The following is a 4,779-nucleotide window of genomic DNA, read 5'->3' on the forward strand; positions in this document are numbered from 1 at the left end:
GCTGACCCGACCGGCTGCGCGACATCGGCCTCTGCGTTGGCGCTCATGCGCGGCGGCCGGTGGGTCCCTTTTGGACGCCGATCCTGGGTCCCTTTTGGACGCCGATTGACAGCCTGAGTGCCCTGGAGCTTGGGCAGGTTGGTGGTGGCGTTCGATTGGGCCTGGCTCACCACCGACTGCATCTGCTTGACCAGCGCGGTGAGCGTGTCGACGCCCTTGGCGGCGGCCTGGATGGTCTGGATGCCGTTTGAGATGCCGCCGAGCAGGCCCGACAGGGCGGCGGCCCGATCGGTGAGGCTCGAGGCGGTGAAAAAGTTCACCGGGTTGTCGAGCGCTGTGTTGACCTTCTTGCCGGTGGAGAGGCGGTTCTGGTTGGTCGAGGCGAGGGCGGCCGTGTCCTGCAGCGAGAGCAGGTTCTGGCGGGTTGCGGCCGAGAGGGTGACGGCGGACGGCATGGGCGAGGTGTCCCGGTGAGCCGCGCGGGGGATCTGCGCGGACCGGGCCAGTCTCCGGGGTGGCCCCTCAGCCGAGCGACGAGGATTTCGGCCTTCCGCCAGTGCGGTGCTGATGCTCCGTCCTGATCTGCTGACGTTCCGTCCCGGCCGTGGTCACAGCTCGCGCAGCCAGGCGAGCAAGGTTGGATCGGCAGCGTTCGCGCCAGCGGGTACGACCTCACCGATCGCGACCTCGCTGGGGTTGAGGCCGTAGCGGCGCCGAAAGGCGCGGGCGAAGACCGTCTGGTTGTGGAAGCCGCAGGCGTGAGCGAGCCGGGCCAGCTCCGGTCGCCGGCCCGCGGGTACCTGCCGCAGCCGCCGCATCGCCTCGGCGAGCCGGCGCTGGCGAATGTAGGCGTAGAGACCGCCGCATTCGGAGAACAGCCGATAGAGCGGCGTGCGCGAGAGGCCGAAGCGGCTCATCAGCGTCGACGCATCGACCGTGGCGAGATTGCTCTCGATGTAGCGGCGCACCTCAAGACCGAGATCATCCCGCTTCCCGGGCAAGCCCGAGGCGCTTCCGGACGTCTGCCCCTGCAGCAGAACGCGGCAGAGCGTCAGCGTGGCCGAAGCGACGGTTTGGACCTGGGTGGCGGTGAGATCCGGCAGGCAGTCGCCGAGCCTGCAGAGATGACCGGCGACCAAGGCGTCCAGGTGACGATCACGGCGCAAGTCAATGCCCCCGTGACGGTCGGGCGGCTCGCGTCCGTCGTCAACGAGGCGGTGCGGGACGAGGAGGGCCCGCGCGGCGAGGGCCTCCATCTCGATCTGCACGGGATGCGACAGGTCGAGGACGAGGATCTCGCCCGGCCCGACGCTGTCGACCTGATCTCCGTCGACACGGCGGGCGCGGCCGTGGAGCGGGGTCCAGAGGACGAGATGGTCGAGCGCTTGAGCCCTAGCCTGCTCCGGGGTCCGCTGCAGCACCTGGGACGGGCCCTTGTCGGCCGCGAGCACGCACGAACCGAGATGCTGATAGCGCAGGAAGGCATCGATGGGCACGGCCTCGTCCGGAGCCAGGCTTGCCGTGAAGAGAGGCGCGAGGCTGGCGACCCAGGCGCGGCCGCGGCGTGCGTCCTGCGGGATGTGGGCGAAGCGGTGCTCGAGGATCACCGCCGCGTCGCCCCCGACGGGGCTGTCGCGAGGCGGGACGGGACAGGCCCAGCCGCGCCGGCTACCACATGCGGGCAGCGATCTCGCGTTCCTCGGCGCCGAGCACGTCGGCGTAGATGGCAGTGGTCGACAGGCTGGCATGGCCGAGCCAGCGCTGCAGAAGGGTGAGCGGCACGCCCGAGTGCAGCGCGTGCACGCCGAAGCCGTGACGCAGGCCCTTGGGCGAGGCGGCCGAGGCGCTCACGCCCGCCTCGCGCATCACGGTTTTGACCCGCTGCCAAGCGGTGCTGCGCCCGAACGACCAGAGCCGCTGCTCGGAAGGCTGGAGGTCGTGCACGAGATCGAGGATGGCGATGATGCCGTTGGGCACCGGCACGTCGCGCACCACACCCTGCCGACGCTTCTTGAGGCAGTGCAGGCTGACGATGCCGCCTTGCTGGTCGAGGTCGGCATGGGTCAGGGCCAGCGCCTCCGAGATGCGGCAGCCGGTCCAGGCCAGGATCAGGCACAGGGTGAGCGTCTCGGGCGGCTGACGGCTGGCCGCCGCGAGGAAGCGGGTGCGCTCGTCGGGGGTGAGGTACTTGCGCCGGCCCTGAGCCGTGTGGAGCGACATGCCGGAGAGCGCGGGCGAGCGCTTGGCCGGGCACCGGGACGAGCCGGCAGGGGCTGGGCTGCGGGTCATGGCGGCACGTCCTCGCACGCGGCGGAGCCGGTGCCTGGGTGGTCAGAATTGCCAATTGTGTTCGGCGCCGCCCTCGGAGCCGCTTGGCGCGCTCTGTGGCGGGATGCAACAGCCGCGCTTGTACCGCAGCCCGACAGGTCTGCGCAAGCCAAAAAAGCGTTATGGATCAAATAAAGACAGAATTGGCAATTGTGTTCGGCGAACTGGTGCTTGTGTAACGCTGAACCGAGGCCTCGTAAAGCACCATGTGCGCCATCGCACGCGATTCGATACTTACCCGCACTCGGTCTGAGCGCTTTGGTCGGCCACGATCGCTGCGCCGTCCGTGATATCCAACACGGGCCCAAACCATTGTCCGGAGAACGGCATTCGGCGCCTCGTGATACCCAACGCGCCCATCGGATCCGGCCCGACCCATGCGGGCCTGCACCTGTGCGTTGGATATCACTCTGGTGCGCACGGTGATGTCCAACGCGGCTCGATCCCGCATCTGGACGATCTCGGGGAAGGCCGTTTCGGTGACGGAGCTAATCCGGCAGCCAAGGCGCCCCGTCGGCGAACGGCGCCACCGCCGTGAGGCGCGAGCTTCCCCCGGAAGGCTTCGCGGTGTGCGTAGCGCTCGTCCTGGTCTTCTACCTGTTCGCCCTGGTGGTCAGCGGCTGGCTCGGCTGAGCCCTGTCGTACCCCCTCACGTCCCAGATCAGAGCTCATGCCCGAGAGCCGCCGCTCACCTTCGCGCCTGCGCCAGCGATGGCATCGGCTAAGCCGGATCATCGACGCGCTGCTGCCCGGCGAGCGCCCGTCAGAACTCGGCACCTGGGCCGTGCTGATGCTGCTGGTCGGCCTGCTGCTTCTGTTCGTTGTGCGCGAGATCCGGGACGGCGCGCTCACCGGCTGCCCCGGCTATGATGGCGTGACCCACCAGCGCGAGGCCGAGGCACTTTGCGCGCAGCCTTGAGGGTTCACCTCAAACTTGACGGGGCAGCACGCCTACGGTGCGAGCTTGCGCGTTCAGGTGAGGAAGCAGGCAGATTGGCGATCGCCTAAAGTGAAGTCCTGACCCCTTGCGGACATTCGAAGCGCTGCCCTCGAAGGTCCGGATGGGGTGGGGAACGGACTCTGCCGTTCTGGCCGGAAGCGGACTTTCCGCATCCGACCTGACGCAGTCCTACACGGGCGGCCGCGCGATGCCTGAATATTAACCGAGAAGAGGGCGGCCATCGCTGCGGGATCGAGCGCCCAGCCGCTTCACGGACGAGATCCCCACCCAATCAAAAGCTTGAGGTTAATTCATGTTGATATGGTTAGGTTTGTGTTAACGCTTCGGACTCAGGGTCGGCCCTGCTTCTGCGCGGCCGAATCAGTTTAGCATCGACAATAGACCACGGCTGCGCGCTGTCTTGAGGGCGCGATGAAACTCGGTGTCAACCTCGCGGGTGCGGATTTCGGCGGCGGACATCTGCCCGGAACACTCGGCACGGACTACACATACCCGACCCGGCAGGAGATCGATTACTACGCCGGCAAAGGCATGTCGGTCGTCCGGCTGCCGTTCCTCTGGGAGCGGGTGCAGCTCACCGCGAACGGCCCGCTGAGCACGAGCGAGCTCGGGCAGATGGACGGCGTCGTCGCGTACGCGGCGAGCCGGGGCCTGCAGGTGATCCTGGAGCCGCACAATTTCGGCTCCGGCTACGGCCATCCGGTCGGCAGCGCCGAGACGCCCGACAGCGCCTTCGCGGACCTGTGGAGCCGCCTCGCGCGCCACTACGCCGGCAGCCCCAACGTCATCTTCGGCCTGATGAACGAGCCGCACCAGCAGACGGCGCAGCAATGGCTCGGCTCGGCCAACGCGGCGATCGCGGCGATCCGTGCGGGCGGCGCCGGCCAGCAGATCCTCGTGCCCGGCAGCTACTGGACGGGCGCCCACAGCTGGGTCAGCACCGACAACGACACCGTGATCGGCCCCGGCATCCGCGATCCGCTCGGCAACTTCGCCTTCGAGGTGCACCAGTACCTCGACAGCGACAGCTCGGGCACGCACGCCAACGTGGTCTCGGCGACCATCGGCGTCGAGCGGCTGACCGCGGTCACCCAGTGGGCGGAGGCGACGGGCAGCCGCCTGTTCCTGGGCGAGTTCGGGGTCGCGCAGGATCCGGTGAGCCTGGCCGCGCTCGCCAACATGGTGGCCTACATGAAGGCGCACCCGGTCTGGGAGGGCGCGACCTACTGGGCGGCGGGCCCGTGGTGGGGCGACTACATGTTCTCGATCGAGCCGACCGGGCTCGGCACCGGCAGCGTGGTCGATCGCCCGCAGATGGACGTGCTCGAGGCCTTCCTGGGCGCTGTCTTTGGCGAGATCAGGACGGGCGGCACGGGCGGCGACCTGCTCTACGGCGGCGCCGGCAACGACAGCCTCAAGGGCGGCGACGGCACCGATATCCTCTACGGCGAGGCCGGCGACGACCTCGTCGAGGGCGGCGCGGGTGACGA

5 protein-coding genes are annotated in these 4,779 nt (G+C 68.6%); 2 read left to right on the forward strand and 3 right to left on the reverse strand.

Annotation, left to right across the window (positions count from 1 at the left end; genetic code table 11):
• The 3 genes from MFF56_RS31630 to MFF56_RS31640 all read right to left on the reverse strand — a co-directional run.
• Nucleotides 1-455, reverse strand: a 455-nt coding sequence (locus MFF56_RS31630) for a flagellin N-terminal helical domain-containing protein (RefSeq protein WP_444543611.1), incomplete at its 3' end; no start/stop codon positions are given.
• Nucleotides 456-608: 153 nt separating this feature from the next.
• The gene (locus tag MFF56_RS31635; RefSeq protein WP_066919388.1) at nucleotides 609-1,607 is read right to left on the reverse strand and encodes a helix-turn-helix domain-containing protein; all 999 of its coding nucleotides are present in this window, start codon (nucleotides 1,605-1,607) and stop codon (nucleotides 609-611) included.
• A 61-nt stretch (nucleotides 1,608-1,668) separates the two neighbouring features.
• Nucleotides 1,669-2,289, reverse strand: a complete 621-nt coding sequence (locus MFF56_RS31640; RefSeq protein WP_066919386.1) for a tyrosine-type recombinase/integrase — start codon at nucleotides 2,287-2,289, stop codon at nucleotides 1,669-1,671.
• 709 nt (nucleotides 2,290-2,998) lie between these two features.
• Here MFF56_RS31640 and MFF56_RS31645 point away from each other — a divergent pair.
• Together MFF56_RS31645 and MFF56_RS31650 are read left to right on the forward strand one after the other, a co-directional pair.
• Nucleotides 2,999-3,247 carry a hypothetical protein gene (locus tag MFF56_RS31645; RefSeq protein ID WP_066919384.1) on the forward strand — a complete coding sequence of 83 codons (249 nt, stop codon included), beginning with the start codon at nucleotides 2,999-3,001 and terminating at the stop codon, nucleotides 3,245-3,247.
• Nucleotides 3,248-3,700: 453 nt separating this feature from the next.
• The coding region (locus MFF56_RS31650) for a cellulase family glycosylhydrolase (protein WP_238232164.1) at nucleotides 3,701-4,779 on the forward strand (1,079 nt) is incomplete at its 3' end.

It is taken from the genome of Methylobacterium hispanicum (assembly GCF_022179285.1).
GTDB lineage: Bacteria > Pseudomonadota > Alphaproteobacteria > Rhizobiales > Beijerinckiaceae > Methylobacterium > Methylobacterium hispanicum.

Bases quoted from the DNA above. Each gene is read 5' to 3' on its own strand.
- MFF56_RS31640 (WP_066919386.1), bottom strand. From the start codon at position 2,289: ATGACCCGCAGCCCAGCCCCTGCCGGCTCGTCCCGGTGCCCGGCCAAG.
- MFF56_RS31645 (WP_066919384.1), top strand. From the start codon at position 2,999: ATGCCCGAGAGCCGCCGCTCACCTTCGCGCCTGCGCCAGCGATGGCAT.